Here is a 14335-nt window from a genome sequence, read left to right on the forward strand (position 1 = left end):
CAATAACATGTGTATGGCTTGAGGTTCGCTAAACATGAGCTTTTTAACTTCACTGAAATTCTTCGTGCTGCCGCCTTCAACCATATAAGTCGCTAGTGTCCACGGGCTGCCTGAGAAGCCAATCAGCGGCACTTGACCATTCAGCTCGCGCCGAATAGTACGCACCGCATCCATCACATAGCGCAACTCTTGCTCAGGGTCTGGCACACCCAGTTTCTTGATACTATCTAAATCGCGCACTGGTCGAGCAAACTTAGGCCCTTCTCCGGCTTCAAAATAAAGGCCCAGCCCCATCGCGTCGGGAATGGTTAAAATGTCTGAAAATAGGATAGCTGCATCCAGAGCAAAACGACGCAGCGGTTGCAGCGTTACTTCGCAGGCGAGTTCAGCATTTTTGCATAAGGCCATAAAGTCGCCGGCTTGCTTGCGAACTTCACGATATTCAGGCAAATAACGCCCTGCCTGACGCATCATCCAAATGGGAGTGCGTTCGGTCGGCTGGCGCAACAAAGCGCGAAGATACAAATCATTTTTTAATTCAGACATGTCTATGATTATCCAATTTAACCATTAATTAATGCGCGCATTTTAGCAGTATTAGGATTTGCTTTCCTGATCAATTTCAGCTTTTAGCCGCATGATTAATTTATTTGCAATGGTACCTTCGGCCGGAATTCGCGGTAGATTATCAATGTCGTACCAACCGCCCTCTTCCAGCTCAAACGGATCAATCCGCACATCGCCACTGGCCCACTCCGCGATATAGCCAATCATGAGGGAGTTAGGAAAAGGCCACGACTGGCTACTTACATACTGGGCATTTTTTATCCGCACGCCAGCTTCTTCCATCACTTCACGTTCAAGGGTTTGTTCCAACGGCTCGCCAGCTTCAACAAAGCCGGCTAATACCGAATACAGTCCCTCTGGGTGTCTTTTCCCACGGGCCAGTAATATTTGTCTGCCTTTTCGTATGGCAACAATGATACATGGCGAAATACGTGGGTAGCAGCGATGTTGGCAACTGTGACAATGCATTGCTATTTCCCAATCAACAGCTTGCATACGCGACCCGCAGCGCCCACAAAACCGATGTGTTGACAAAAAGTCGGCGACTTGTTTTGAGCGTGCCGCCATAGCAAACATTTCAGTATCGGTGCCAATGATTAACTCACGCACACTGAGGAATTCACCAACCGCAGAAAAATTGGTGTCGGCAAAATCTGCTACCACCAGATAGCAATGACGCTCTCTGAGTTCACCGATGAATACCGTTTTATATTCTGATAAATCAGGGAATGGCATTTCGTCCAGCAAGCCATGAGGAATTTGCTTTTCTTCAGTAAGAAGAATCTCACCGCCAGAAATGACAAACCACCACACTGGTTCATCCTGAGCTGGGCGTTGATAGGGTTTATTCATGTAAATTAGCCCGCGATTAATCGAAAACAGTTGACGCTAGCTTAGCATCATCAGTAGATTGGTTGCTATCAAACAAACGGAGATGAACATGTTAAAACGTAACGAGCAGGCCAAGCAACGCTGGGGAGGCGACCACGCTGCGGTGGACACTTGGTTACACGAACGACAAGCCCTGCTTATCGAATATTGTAAGTTGGCTGGATTGCCACCGTATGAGCGTGACGCTCATGCCCTACCCGCGGCTCAAGACATATCTAATTTTTGCGGGTTACTCATGGATTACGTTTCGTCGGGCCACTTCGAAGTTTATGACTCAATTATACGCAACAGTAAAAATGCTCCGGAATCAACCCGAGCCTTAGCTGAAGAACTGTTCCCGTTAATTAGCGACACCACGGAAATTGCACTGGATTTTAATGATAGCTATGCCGACGTGACACCTGAAACGCAGTTGAATGGGTTTGACGGTGACTTATCGAATTTAGGCGAGGCGCTTGAACTGCGCATGGAGTTCGAAGATAGATTATTAAAGACGTTAGAGCAGCATAAGCTACTCTAACGTTCTTGCGTTCAAAGCGGATTATTGCTTCGCTTCGATTTCAACCGGTTGCTCTTCCATTGCTTCTGGATTAACAATATTCAGAAGCTCAACTTCAAATACTAAAGTGGCGTTCGGTGGAATTTGGCCATTACCAGCGCCGCGTTCGCCGTAAGCTAAATCAGCAGGAATCACGAAACGGTATTTATCACCAACGCTCATCAATTGAACACCTTCAGTCCAACCGGCAATAACACGATTTAATGGCAGAACTAACGGTTCGCCGCGCTCTACTGAGCTGTCAAAAACTTCGCCGTTGATTAAGGTGCCATGATAGTGAACTTCAACTAAATCAGTTGCTGACGGTTGTGCACCGCCCTCAGGGCCTTCTTGCATAACTTCATACTGCAACCCAGATTCGGTTACCGTTACACCTTCTTTCTTGGCGTTTTCAGCTTGATAAGCTTCGCCTTCTTCCAATGCTTTACCGCCAACAACGGTTGCACGTTGCTCGGCAATTTGCGCTTGCATAGCAGTGATTAACTCTTCAGCTTCTGCTTGTGAAATTTTTGCGTCGCCTTTCACTGCATCAACAAAACCGGCAATAACCAAGTCACGATTCAACACAAACTCGGCTTCTTCCTGACGATTCAGTGTGTCACCAACATATTCACCAAGTGTAGAACCAAAAGCGTAGGCCATTTTGTCCTGTTCAGCCTCTGGCGCAGCTTCGCTCACAGGGAATTTCTCTTGTTGCATACAACCAGTTACTGCAAGCGCTACAACAGCCAGCGCCAATGGCTTTTTAAATTGCTTCATTTATTGTCTCCAGGATTGAATTCTGTGTCAGAGTAAGTTGTAATTCGTCGCGCTGAATATACTACACATAAATAGGGGTGTTTGCCTATGGCTGCGCAACACGATGATGAATTATCGCGACGTATCGCAGACCTTGAGAGCCAATTAGCTTTTCAAGAAGATACGATTGAGACTCTTAACCAGCTAGTCACTCAACAGGCGGGCGAACTCCAACTCTTGCATCATCAGATGCGTTTATTGGGTGAAAAGTTCCAACAAATAAGTGATCCCGAAGGTTCCTCTTCCAATGACCCGTCTCAGGAAGTTCCTCCACACTACTAATATGCGCAAAACTTGACCCGATGTGACTGACCCCGTATAACATTCTTTCTACGTTTTCGGAGGTTTCATGTCGGTACAACACCCAATCATCGCAGTCACTGGCTCATCAGGAGCTGGGACCACTACAACGAGCCAAGCGTTGCGGCATATTTTCCGCTCCCTGGACGTTAAAGCTGCGTGTGTTGAGGGCGATAGCTTCCACCGATACTCACGACCCGAAATGGAGCTGGCAATTCGAAAGGCCCAAGAACAAGGGCGCCATATCAGCTATTTTGGCCCTGAAGCTAACGATTTTACGCGCTTAGAAGCACTGTTTCGCGAATACGGTGCCACCGGCAACGGGCAGATTCGTCGTTATTTACACAATTTTGATGATGCTGTGCCCTACAACCAGGTGCCTGGCACCTTCACTCCGTGGGAGCCACTCACTGCCGGAACGGATCTGTTGTTTTACGAAGGCTTGCATGGCGGCGTATCAGGCGAAGGCTACAATGTCGCTCAACATGTCGATTTACTCATCGGCATGGTACCTATTGTGAACTTGGAGTGGATTCAGAAGCTGCTGCGGGACACCTCTGAACGTGGTCACTCGCGTGAAGCGGTAACGCAAAGCATCGTCCGCAGTATGGAAGACTACATTCACCATATTGTGCCGCAGTTTTCACGTACCCACATAAATTTCCAGCGTGTTCCTACGGTGGACACGTCAAATCCATTTAGCGCCAAAGACATTCCGTCACTTGACGAAAGCTTTGTCGTTATCCGGTTTCGGGGCATGAAAAATGTCGATTTCCCGTATTACCTACGCATGATAGATGGCTCATTCATGTCACGAATGAATACGTTGGTGGTTCCGGGCGGAAAAATGGTGTTTGCCATGGAGTTAATTTTAGCGCCACTTATCGAGGAAATCATCGATAAACAGCGCAAAGGTGGATAGAGCTCGCCGTTCGTCTACAGCCAGAGGCTTTGGTATTCAGCACCCCGATCTTGGGCAAGAATTGGGGTTAAATAATCCATAATGTCGTTTATTTGCTGCGTTAATCCGAAGGGCGGATTAATAAACAGCATACCGCATCCATTTAACTTGCTTGAGTCTGTTGCTGCACGAATTAACAAATCCACCGCGAATAGTTTTTCCACCCCAGGTATAGATTTCACCTTTTGATGAAAGTCACCGACGGTTAACGGATCTTTGATTGGATACCATACCGCATAAATACCAGTGGCCCAGCGCTTGACGCCTTCTTGCAATGCTTTAACAACGTGCTCAAACTCGTCACGTTGCTCAAACGGCGGATCAATGAGCACCATGCCACGTTTCTGTGGGGGCGGTAGAAGAGCTTTTAACGCCCCATAACCGTTGGTATGTTCAAGTACCTTAATTTGCTTCGCCGCCGGAAATTCATTGCGTACATTTTCGCTCAATGCACCGCTGTCTACCCGGTGCATTTCACATAAGGTAAGTTGGTCTTGTTCGCGCAAATGCTGCGCACTAAACCATGGCGAGCCAGGATACCAGCGTAATTGTTCCGGCTGGTTTGGGTTGTTTACCTCACGAACCAGATTCACGTAACGCTGAATTGCCTCGGGTAGGTCACTGCGATTCAATAAGCGACCAATGCCTTCGACTGCCTCGCCGGTTTTCTGCGCTTGCTCACCGGTTAGATCGTACATGCCGATACCGGCATGGGTATCGAGCAGCCAAAACGGCTTTTCTTTTTGCTGCAAGTAATCAAGTGCGACGCATTGCAATACATGCTTCAGCACATCGGCAAAATTGCCAGCATGGTAACTATGCCGATAATTCATTTAGACGTTCTCAATACTATAACTGTGAGTGAGTTGCACCGATGCTTCGAGCATTTTCGCAACCGAGCAATACTTATCTGCCGACAACGCGACAGCACGCTCAACATGCTTGTCCGCAATATCTTTGCCAGTCACTACAAAATGCAGATGTACTTTCGTAAAAACTGCGGGCACAGCGTCAGCGCGTTCGCCGGTAACTTCACAACGCACTGCTGAAACGTGTTGGCGCGCTTTTTCTAGAATACTCACCACATCCACTGAGGAGCAACCTCCAGCCGCCATCAATACCAATTCCATTGGGCTTGCAGCCTCGGCTTTGTTACCGTCCATTGTTACCGAATGACCCGAACCCGACTCAGCTTCAAATACTAAGCCGTCGCGCCAATTAACCGTTGCTTGCATTGCTGCTGCCATCAGGGGCTCCTTCGTGAATGTGTTTTATAACTAAAATTTAAGGCCTGGTGCGAGTTTCTCAGGCATCGCAACATGCTCAGCTTCAACTGAAGCAACTGGGTATGCGCAATAATCAGCGGCATAATAAGCACTGGCACGATGATTACCACTGGCGCCCACGCCACCAAATGGTGCCGCACTACTTGCACCTGTAATCGGCTTATTCCAGTTCACAATGCCTGCGCGGATGCGCTTAAAGAAATACCGGTAGGTTACTTCGCTGTCACACAGAATGCCCGCTGATAAACCGTACTTGGTATTGTTGGCTTCTTTAATTGCCGCATCGAAATCGGTGTAACGATAAACTTTCAAAAGTGGCCCGAAATGCTCTATGTCAGGCATTTCTTTAACATGCGTTACATCTAAAATGCCCGGCGTCACAAAGCCAAGATTGTGATCTTTCTGCAGCATTTTTAATAACACTTTAGCGCCAGCGTCAATGAGATCATTTTGCGCCTTGACCATATCTGCTGCTGCCTTCGCCGAAATCATTGCGCCCATAAATGGTTGCGGATCAGCTTCATAGTCGCCAACTTGGATGTTTTCTGTGACTTCAATCAAGCGCTTCAATATGGCGTCGCCCTGCGGGCTCTGTTCAATAAACAAGCGACGTGCACACGTGCAACGTTGGCCCGAGGTAATGAATGCCGATTGCACAATATCGTGCACCGCGGCATCAATATTAGCGACATCTTTTACAATGAGTGGATTATTTCCACCCATTTCCAGGGCTAAAATTTTATCTGGGCGACCGGCATACAATTTGTGAAGCACATGCCCAGTATTCGAAGAACCGGTAAAGAAAAGCCCATCGATTTGTGGGTGCGCCGATAGCGCTTTGCCGGTATCAACCAAGCCTTGAACGAGGTTTAATACGCCTTTCGGCAACCCTGATTTTTCCCACATTTTGACAGTAAACTCTGCCACTTTAGGGGTCATTTCGCTGGGTTTAAATACCACTGTATTGCCCGCCAACAATGACGGCACAATGTGCCCGTTCGGGAGGTGGCCCGGGAAGTTATAAGGGCCATACACAGCAACCACACCATGTGGTTTGTGGCGTATAAATGCTTTAGCGCCAGGCATTGGGTTTTCGACGGTACCGGTACGCTCGTGGTAGGCACGTTCAGAAATGGCGACTTTACCAATCATTGCACCCACTTCTGTGAGTGTTTCCCAAATAGGCTTACCGGTTTCTTCAGCAATGATATGAGCAAATTTCTGCTTATTTTCTTCCAACAGTTCAGCGAACCGCTTACAAATTGCCAGGCGGTCTTCGAAACTGCGGTCTGCCCAATCAACAAAGGCCGCGCGAGCTGCCATCACCGCAGCGTCAACCTGCTCTTCAGTGGCGGCTTTACCTTCCCAAACAACTTCGTTACGCGCTGGGTTAACCGACTTAAATAATTCGCCTTCTCCGGCAATCCAATTGTTATTAATAAATAAATTCTGGTCTGACATTATTGTGCTCCTGTCAATGTGACAAATCGAACGTTATCACCATTTTGAACTTGCAGTGCTGCAGCTGTTTTCGCATCAATGACCACATGGTCATCAGCGAGCTCAAGGCGCGCTTGTGCGGCGCGGAAGTTTGCCACTTGTGTGTTGCAGACAATAAACCGCGACTGTTCTTTCGCAACATCTCCAATTTTTATAGGTAAGCGCTTACTTTCGCGTACGCTCTTGATATTAGAAACTTCAGCTTCTACCGTTGGACCCGCATCAAAAATATCTACATAACCGCGACAGCGAAACCCTTCACTTTGCAACATTTTTAATGCTGGGCGCGTATTATCATGCACCTGACCTATTACCGCTTGCGCCTCTGGAGGCAGCAATTTCACGTAAATAGGCAATTGCGGCATCAACTCAGCCACAAAGGTTTTTTCGCCAATACCTGTTAAATAATCTGCTTGCGTGAAATCCATTGAGAAAAAGTGCTGCTGCAACCAGCCCCAAAACGGTGATTGCCCATTTTCGTCAGATACACCGCGCATTTCAGCAATGGCCACTTCGCTAAAGCGGTTTCTAAATTCAGCCATAAACAACATGCGGAAGCGTGACAGCACACGACCATTCATATTCTTTCTAAACGGCTCGCGTAAAAACAACGTGCATAATTCACTGAACCCGGTGTAATCATTACACAGCGTGAGTGTTTCGAGTGCGTTGTAGATATCCAATTCTTTTGAATGGTGTGTCACCTTACCTAAACGGTAATGATAAAAGGCATCGGACAGGCCAACTGCAGCTTCGATAGCGCTGCAGCCAACCACTTCTCCGGTGTCCGTATCTTCCATGACAAACAAATAGCCCTCATCACCGGGCTCACTCACCTGTTCGCGCGCAAAGGCTTCTTGAGCGCGAGCAATGCGGCGACGCAATAAATCCTCGTCTACAGGCAATGAGGTAAACCCGTGACCTGATTCAACTGCACACCGGTAGAGCGCCGCATAATCCTGCGGCTTAATCGGACGAACCACTAGCATAAGGTGTCTCCGTTTGGCTTAGCCAGCAAGCTTTGCGACTGCTCGCTCAAATCGCGCCAGCCCTTCAACAATATCTTGCTCGGGGATAATCAACGACGGTGTAAAACGGATAACGCTTGGCCCAGCAATCAGGACCATGGTGCCTTCATCGGCTGCGGCGTTTAGAAAATCACGTGCTTTGCCGTCAAACTTCTCATTCAACTCTGCACCGATTAGCAAGCCTTTGCCGCGAATGTCTTTGAAAATGCCGTATTTTTCATTAATTTCCTGCAGTTTGTTTTTGAACAACTGCTCACGTACCTTCACACCTTCAAGCACGTCACTGGTATTTACGACATCAAATACAGCTTCAGCAACAGCACAAGCTAATGGGTTACCACCATAAGTGCTGCCGTGGGTGCCTGGCTTCAAATGCTGGGCAATCTCATCCGTTGTTAACATTGCACCAATCGGGAAACCACCACCAAGCGCTTTAGCGGTTGATAGAATATCTGGGCTCACACCAAGTTGCTGGTATGCGTACAGGCTTCCGGTACGACCAAACCCTGTTTGAACTTCATCGAACACCAACAACGCATTGTATTTATCACATAGCGCACGCACGCCCTTTACGAAGTCTGCATCAGGGCTAATAACGCCGCCTTCGCCTTGCAGAGGTTCCATCATTACCGCACAGGTTTGGTCAGACATGAGCTTTTCAAGTGCAGCAAGGTCGTTATAATCAACGTGTTCTACCGCACCAGGCTTCGGACCAAAGCCCTCTGAGTACGCAGGTTGGCCACCCACAGTAACGGTAAAGAAAGTGCGACCGTGAAAGCCTTTATTGAATGCAATAATTTGATTCTTTTCTGAACCAAATTTATCAAGTGCCCAGCGACGTGCCAGTTTTAATGCTGCTTCATTAGCTTCGGCGCCTGAGTTGGCAAAATACACACGATCAGCGAAGGTCGCATCTGTTAATTTCTTGGCCAAACGAATTGCTGGCTCGTTAGTAAATACGTTGCTCAAATGCCAGAGCTTGTTACCTTGCTCTGTTAGCGCTTTAACCATCGCTGGGTGGCAGTGTCCTAAACAGTTGACTGCAATACCGCCAGCAAAATCGACATATTCTTTGCCTTCCTGATCCCAAACACGAGACCCTTCACCTTTCACTGGAATCATTTTTGCCGGGTTATAGTTCGGCACCATCACTTCATCAAATAAAGCGCGATTTACGTTGATCGTAGCAGTCATAAGGTTCCCTCGTTGCCATGCAAATTAGTTTAGTTTGGCCGCTGAATAATAGCCGTATTTAGTGCGCATATTATTGCAGAAAAAAGCATCGCTGTCGTGCTTCAAGCGTAGAAAAAACGGGGGATTTCGGAGAGTTAGTTTATTTTGCAGCGCGCCTGCATAAGTATGCATGAAGCGGCAAACCTGAGTGAATAGTTAACGCAAAAATGACACTTGTCTGGCCACACAAAAGGCTAAAAACTGCCCCAAAACCTGGTGCCCATACTCGGTTTCAATTGCCTCGGGGTGATATTGAACGCCCCAGATTGGCATCTCCGCATGGCGAATTGCCATGACCTCACGTGAGCCATCTTTAGCTTCAGTCCACGCGTCCACAATAAGTTCTTTGGGAATGGAGCTGGGCGCTAAAACGAGTGAGTGATAACGTGCAACCTGAAATGGGCTTGGTAAGCCTTTGAACAACCCGTCATTTTCATGATGCAGTACCGACGTTTTACCGTGCATTACATGCTCAGCACGCACCACGCTAGCGCCAAATGCCTGACCTATGGCTTGATGCCCAAGACAAACTCCCAGTATGGGTAACTTACCAGCAAAATGGCGAATTACCTGCAAAGAAATCCCAGCCTCATTCGGTGTACAAGGGCCGGGAGAAATAACAATGCCGCTAAGTGGTAGTTCGCTGATTTCTTCAAGAGATATTTGATCGTTACGAACAACATGCACCTGTGCGTCTAATTCCCGAAAATAACGCACAACATTGTGGGTGAATGAGTCATAGTTATCGATCATTAACAGCATAAATTATGGCCGCGGTACGAATCCAATAACGTCATAAACCTTCCGTAGCGTCTTCGCAGCATGGGCACTTGCTGCGTCGGCCCCATTCGCCATAACCTGATTCAGGTAATCACGATTATTGCGCAGCTCTTGGTATCGCTGTTGAATTGGTTCTAACATAGCCACAACGGCATCAGCCGTATCACCCTTTAAATGACCATACATTTTATCTTCGTATGCAGGCACCAAATCGGCAATTGACTTGCCTGTTGCTGCCGACAAAATTGACAGCAGATTAGATACACCAGGTTTTTCTTCGGTATCAAAATAAATGCGGGCTTGCTCATCAGAGTCAGTTACTGCGCGCTTTAATTTTTTGGTGATTTTCTTCGGGTCTTCCAGTAATCCAATAAAATTATTTGGGTTTTCGTCAGACTTTGACATTTTCTTGGTGGGCTCTTGCAGGCTCATAACGCGCGCACCAACTTCCGGAATGAACGGGTCTGGTATGGTGAACACATCACCATAGATGTTGTTGAACCGCGTTGCCACGTCCCGCGCTAATTCAAGATGTTGCTTCTGGTCGTTGCCGACCGGCACTTCATTTGCCTGATAAAGTAAAATATCTGCCGCCATCAATGCTGGATAGGTAAACAAACCGGCATTGATGTTATGTGCGTGCCTATCTGACTTGTCTTTAAACTGCGTCATACGATTCAACTCACCCATTTGGGTGTAACAATTCAAGACCCAAGCCAACTGGGCATGTTCAGGCACGTGCGATTGCACGAAAATAATACTTTTTTCTGGGTCTAAACCGCAGGCCATATAAAGCGCCAAGCCGTCTAATGTTGCCTCACGCAGTTTTTCTGGATCCTGACGCACCGTAATCGCGTGCAAATCAACCAACATAAAACGGCAATCATGAGTTTCTTGCATTTTTACCCACTGACGCAGGGCGCCAATGTAATTACCAATCGAGAGTTGTCCTGACGGCTGACAGCCACTTAATACAATGGGTTTACTCATAAATTTTTATATCCGTTATTAAGCTACAGTTGCTAATTGTTTCCGCATTTCGCCGATTACTTTGGCATAGTCGGGTTGATTAAATATTGCCGAGCCTGCGACAAACATATCGGCACCGGCTGCTGCAATTTCAGCGATATTGTCGACTTTAACGCCACCATCTATCTCTAATCGAATATCGCGACCGCTGGCGTCGATTATTTTACGTGCCTGACGCAACTTATCTAAAGTTGCAGGAATAAATGACTGGCCACCAAAGCCGGGGTTAACCGACATCAATAAGATCACATCAACTTTATCGAGTACATAATCTAAATAATGTAACGGCGTAGCCGGATTAAACACTAAGCCGGCTTGACACCCAGCGGCCTTAATTTGCTGCAAAGAGCGGTCGATATGCGTCGATGCTTCGGGGTGAAAAGTAATAATCGATGCGCCCGCAGCGGCGAAGTCATCGATCATGCGATCCACTGGCTGCACCATTAAATGGACATCTATCGGTGCTTTGATACCGTAATCGCGAAGCGCCTTACAAACCATCGGCCCAATGGTGAGATTAGGAACGAAATGATTGTCCATCACGTCAAAGTGAACAACGTCAGCACCGGCGGCTAATACATTGTCGACTTCTTCGCCAAGCCGCGCAAAGTCTGCCGATAATATCGATGGTGCAATTAAAAATTCGCGCATAATCGCCTCGCTTATCAAAAAGAGGCCATAGTGTAGCAAAGGTTGGTCGGCTTGGCAGTCAAAAAAATAATGCAATAGGCTTGGCAGGTAAGCTTATTTCCTGCTATTTTAGTAGCTCATTTATTAAGCGGAGTAGTCCATGAAGCTGTCAGTTATGTCAGTCTTATTGATTGCAAGCATTGTGCTAATTAGCGCGGTGAGTGCTGCTGCGTGGCAAAATGAACCGACTAAATCGCTCGAAGAATGCAAAGCTATGATGCATAACAGCGAACAACCCAACGCTCAAAACGTCTGCCAGGCACCAGAACAAAGTGTGACATGGACCAGTTGGTTTAGCGGTAAAAGTCGCTCAACTCAATTCCATTTCCTCGATTTATTCGAGTTGTTATTTGGTTCTGCTGAATCTAAAAAGCGCGATTACAATCAACCTATTGGTGGTTAATCCGCTAATCGACACCCCCTGAGTAGCCATGTCTTCAGATAAGCGTTCGGACAAAACTTCAGATCAACCTTCAAAACCTGGTTTTTTCGATATTGTAATTAGTGTGCTTGCGGCCTTGTTTGGTGTGCAATCAGACAAAAATCGCCAACGCGACTTTAATCACGGTAATCCCGTAATCTACGTCGCAGTTGGCGCTGTGTTTGTCATTCTATTCGTAATTTCTCTAGTATTGTTAGTTAGCTGGGTTGTTCCAGACTCGTAATACCCGTATGACGCAGCAACGCTTCAACGTCTGGCTCACGGCCTCGAAACTCCTTAAATAGCTCCATCGCATCGCGCGAGCCACCCCGCTCCAAAATCGCTCGTAAAAAATCTTGCCCCGTTTCGCGATTAAATATTCCTTCTTCTTCAAAGCGCGAATACGCGTCTGCCGACAACACTTCAGCCCACTTGTAGCTGTAATAACCCGCGGCATATCCGCCAGCAAATATGTGGCCAAAGCCATGCTGAAAACGATTGTATGAAGGCGGTTTTCTGACCGCAACCTCATCACGCACCGCATCAAGAATGGCTTGAATCTGATCGCCCTGCTGCGGGTTGTAATCGCGATGAATACGCAAATCAAACAAGCTAAATTCGAGCTGTCGAACCATTTGCATCGCTGATTGGAAGTTGCGCGCAGCCAGCATGTTATCTAATAAATCCTGCGGTAGGGGCTCACCGGTTTCGAAATGGCCAGATATCATGGCAAGTGCCTCGGGCTCCCAACACCAATTTTCAAGAAACTGTGACGGCAGTTCAACCGCATCCCAAGCTACACCATTAATTCCTGACACACCGGCAACGTCAACTTTGGTTAACATATGATGTAAACCATGGCCAAATTCATGGAATAAGGTTAGCACTTCGTCATGGGTAAACAGTGCAGGCTTATCACCGACAGGTTTATTGAAGTTACAGGTCAGATAGGCCACCGGCAATTGCAGTTGATGCGTCGCGGTAATTCGACGTACTGCGCACTCTGCCATCCATGCTCCACCGCGTTTGCCTGTGCGTGCATACAGGTCTAAAAAGAAGCTACCGCGCACATCACCGTTATTATCCGTGATGACAAAATAGCGTACCTGAGGGTGCCATGCTTTTACGTTCTCCTGTTCTTCAATGTTTATTCCAAACAAGGTTTGAACCACGCCAAATAGCCCCTGCACAACCTGTTGTTCTGGGAAATAGGGGCGTAATTGCTCATCGGAGATAGCGTAGCGTTGTTGCTTCAACTTTTCGCTGAAATAGCCGACGTCCCACGCATCTAACTGCTCAACACCAAAATTATCAGCCGCAAATTTCAGAACATCCTGGTAATCTTCATGGGCCTGCGATAAGGAGTGTTTGGCTAAGTCCTGTAAAAACTGTTCCACCTGCTCTGCGGACTCTGCCATTTTTGTCGCCAGCGACAGTTCCGCGTAATTGGCAAAACCCAGTAGCTCTGCTAGTTCATGTCGCAGTGCTAAGGTTTCAGCCATAATAGCAGTGTTATCAAATTGCCCCGCTTGCGGGCCTTGATCAGAAGCACGCGTCGTGAATGCTTCGTACATAATACGGCGCAGTTCAGCGTTGTCAGCATAGGTCATCACTGGCAAATAGCTTGGGAAATCTAAGCCGAAGCGCCAGCCTTTCTGATTGTGCTCCTCAGCAGCTGCTTTGGCGGCCGCAATCGCGCTTTCTGGAAGCCCTGCCAGCATGTCTTCGGTTGTCACCAGATAGTGCCAGCCATCAGTCGCATCGAGTAAGTTATTACTGAACTGGGAAGACAGCTCAGACAGTTTCGTTTGAATTTCAGCGTAACGTTGTTTTTTATCGGCCGGTAAAGCAATGCCTGACAGTTCAAAATCACGCAGCGTATCGGTCACAACTTTACGCTGGGCCTCGGTAAGCTGCTCAAAGTTGTCACTGTCTCGCAGTGCTTTAAACGCGTTATATAAACCTTCGTGCTGGCCCACAAAGGTGCCATATTCCGACAGTTGTGGCAGGCAGCTATCGTGCGCCTCGCGCAGCTCCTTCGAACTGACCACGGCATTCAAATGCGATACTGGCGACCAACTGCGCTCCAACAAGTCGTCAACCTGCTCTAACGGCGCCACTAATCCATCCCAGCTATAGTCACCGGCAGCTATAACCGCTTCAATTGTGTTCTTACAGTCTTTAATCCGTTGCTCAATAGCCGGTATAACATGGTGCGGCTGTATTGCCTCAAACGGGGGTAAATGGTAATCAGTGAGCAAAGGGTTTTGACTCATGGAACATCCTCTTGAA

17 protein-coding genes are annotated in these 14335 nt (G+C 47.5%); 5 read left to right on the forward strand and 12 right to left on the reverse strand.

The annotated features are described in order from the left end of the window. Both ACN0UN_RS05135 and nudC read right to left on the reverse strand, forming a co-directional pair. The coding region (locus ACN0UN_RS05135; RefSeq protein ID WP_417659026.1) for a uroporphyrinogen decarboxylase family protein at positions 1-546 on the reverse strand (546 nt) is incomplete at its 3' end. A gap of 51 nt (positions 547-597) precedes the next feature. After that, on the reverse strand, positions 598-1419 hold the full coding sequence (gene nudC / locus ACN0UN_RS05140; RefSeq protein WP_417659027.1) for an NAD(+) diphosphatase: 822 nt from the start codon (positions 1417-1419) through the stop codon (positions 598-600). An 88-nt stretch (positions 1420-1507) separates the two neighbouring features. On the opposite strand from nudC, the gene rsd reads away from it, so the two are divergent. Further along, positions 1508-1978 carry a sigma D regulator gene (gene rsd / locus ACN0UN_RS05145; protein ID WP_417659028.1) on the forward strand — a complete coding sequence of 157 codons (471 nt, stop codon included), beginning with the start codon at positions 1508-1510 and terminating at the stop codon, positions 1976-1978. A gap of 21 nt (positions 1979-1999) precedes the next feature. Here rsd and ACN0UN_RS05150 read toward each other — a convergent pair whose 3' ends face one another. Continuing rightward, positions 2000-2776: an FKBP-type peptidyl-prolyl cis-trans isomerase gene (locus tag ACN0UN_RS05150; protein ID WP_417659029.1), complete on the reverse strand. Its 777-nt coding sequence runs from the start codon at positions 2774-2776 to the stop codon at positions 2000-2002. 87 nt (positions 2777-2863) lie between these two features. Between ACN0UN_RS05150 and ACN0UN_RS05155 the strand changes: the two genes are divergently transcribed. Beyond that, the gene (locus tag ACN0UN_RS05155) at positions 2864-3097 is read left to right on the forward strand and encodes a SlyX family protein (RefSeq protein WP_181950962.1); all 234 of its coding nucleotides are present in this window, start codon (positions 2864-2866) and stop codon (positions 3095-3097) included. A gap of 67 nt (positions 3098-3164) precedes the next feature. After that, positions 3165-4037 (forward strand): phosphoribulokinase, encoded by an 873-nt coding sequence (locus tag ACN0UN_RS05160; protein WP_417659030.1) that lies wholly within the window; start codon positions 3165-3167, stop codon positions 4035-4037. 14 nt (positions 4038-4051) lie between these two features. Here the strand turns inward: ACN0UN_RS05160 and ACN0UN_RS05165 are convergent, their stop codons facing one another. The 8 genes from ACN0UN_RS05165 to rpe form a co-directional block, all read right to left on the reverse strand. Next, positions 4052-4909 carry a 23S rRNA (adenine(2030)-N(6))-methyltransferase RlmJ gene (locus ACN0UN_RS05165; protein ID WP_417659031.1) on the reverse strand — a complete coding sequence of 286 codons (858 nt, stop codon included), beginning with the start codon at positions 4907-4909 and terminating at the stop codon, positions 4052-4054. Beyond that, entirely contained in the window at positions 4910-5311 is a 402-nt protein-coding gene (locus ACN0UN_RS05170; protein ID WP_417659130.1) for an OsmC family protein, read from the reverse strand. A 42-nt stretch (positions 5312-5353) separates the two neighbouring features. Beyond that, the gene (gene astD, locus ACN0UN_RS05175; RefSeq protein ID WP_417659032.1) at positions 5354-6823 is read right to left on the reverse strand and encodes a succinylglutamate-semialdehyde dehydrogenase; all 1470 of its coding nucleotides are present in this window, start codon (positions 6821-6823) and stop codon (positions 5354-5356) included. After that, on the reverse strand, positions 6823-7851 hold the full coding sequence (gene astA, locus ACN0UN_RS05180; protein WP_417659033.1) for an arginine N-succinyltransferase: 1029 nt from the start codon (positions 7849-7851) through the stop codon (positions 6823-6825). Before astA ends, astD begins: the two co-directional genes overlap by 1 nt. Positions 7852-7869: 18 nt before the next feature. After that, the gene (locus ACN0UN_RS05185) at positions 7870-9072 is read right to left on the reverse strand and encodes an aspartate aminotransferase family protein (protein WP_417659131.1); all 1203 of its coding nucleotides are present in this window, start codon (positions 9070-9072) and stop codon (positions 7870-7872) included. A gap of 207 nt (positions 9073-9279) precedes the next feature. After that, positions 9280-9885 (reverse strand): anthranilate synthase component II, encoded by a 606-nt coding sequence (locus ACN0UN_RS05190; RefSeq protein ID WP_417659034.1) that lies wholly within the window; start codon positions 9883-9885, stop codon positions 9280-9282. Between the two features lie 3 nt (positions 9886-9888). Then, the gene (trpS, locus tag ACN0UN_RS05195; RefSeq protein ID WP_417659035.1) at positions 9889-10893 is read right to left on the reverse strand and encodes a tryptophan--tRNA ligase; all 1005 of its coding nucleotides are present in this window, start codon (positions 10891-10893) and stop codon (positions 9889-9891) included. A gap of 18 nt (positions 10894-10911) precedes the next feature. Further along, positions 10912-11583 (reverse strand): ribulose-phosphate 3-epimerase, encoded by a 672-nt coding sequence (gene rpe, locus ACN0UN_RS05200; protein WP_417659036.1) that lies wholly within the window; start codon positions 11581-11583, stop codon positions 10912-10914. Between the two features lie 139 nt (positions 11584-11722). Here rpe and ACN0UN_RS05205 point away from each other — a divergent pair, with 139 nt between their 5' ends. Beyond that, entirely contained in the window at positions 11723-12025 is a 303-nt protein-coding gene (locus ACN0UN_RS05205) for a hypothetical protein (RefSeq protein WP_417659037.1), read from the forward strand. Between the two features lie 28 nt (positions 12026-12053). Beyond that, positions 12054-12287 (forward strand): DUF2970 domain-containing protein, encoded by a 234-nt coding sequence (locus ACN0UN_RS05210; protein WP_417659038.1) that lies wholly within the window; start codon positions 12054-12056, stop codon positions 12285-12287. On the opposite strand, the gene prlC is transcribed toward ACN0UN_RS05210, so the two are convergent. Continuing rightward, entirely contained in the window at positions 12262-14319 is a 2058-nt protein-coding gene (gene prlC, locus ACN0UN_RS05215; protein WP_417659039.1) for an oligopeptidase A, read from the reverse strand. The two genes, ACN0UN_RS05210 and prlC, sit on opposite strands and share 26 nt — an antisense overlap. Between the last annotated feature and the right edge of the window lie 16 nt (positions 14320-14335).

Source organism: Pseudidiomarina sp. (genome assembly GCF_048267825.1).
Lineage (GTDB): Bacteria > Pseudomonadota > Gammaproteobacteria > Enterobacterales > Alteromonadaceae > Pseudidiomarina.